We start from the raw sequence: 429 nt of genomic DNA, 5'->3' as shown, positions 1-429 counted from the left end.
CTCAACCAAGACCCCTGCATCCCCGTCTCCCACTCGCTGCCGGCGGCAGCCCGTTCCGTTTCGCCGCACTCTGTTATTGTTGTCGCGGCACGTCGTATGTTTCAAGCTTCACGCCCCGAAAAACGCCCACGGTAGCACGCGCCGGTGGCTCGGGTGTGACATATTTGACCACTTCCTTAACGACTTCGGGCGCCACGGCCGGAGCAGGCTTTGCCTTTCCCAGATCATCGAGGCGGCTTCCCACCCGCTCCACGGCCTGTGTCAGCCCGGCGATCTTGTCCTCAGCGCGCTTGCGCTCGGCTGCAGCCTCCGCTTCCGCCGCTGCCTTCCTGTCGAGTTCCGCCTGCCTGGCGGCGACGTCTGCCGGCGTTTCGCCGGTCAGGTCGGAAAGTGTCACCCGCTCGGTCGTCTCGCCCTTGTTGGCGGCGG

General features: G+C 65.7%; 1 pseudogene. It reads right to left on the bottom strand.

What is annotated here, in order from left to right:
- Positions 1–73 precede the first annotated feature (73 nt).
- A pseudogene (locus tag EOB49_RS34750) lies at positions 74–429 on the bottom strand (Flp pilus assembly protein CpaB); the annotation flags it as partial.

Source organism: Mesorhizobium sp. M7A.F.Ca.MR.148.00.0.0, assembly GCF_003997735.1.
In the GTDB taxonomy this organism is placed as follows: domain Bacteria; phylum Pseudomonadota; class Alphaproteobacteria; order Rhizobiales; family Rhizobiaceae; genus Mesorhizobium.
The sequence above is the reverse complement of the archived record's forward strand: the minus strand, read 5'-3'. Positions and strand labels throughout refer to the sequence as shown.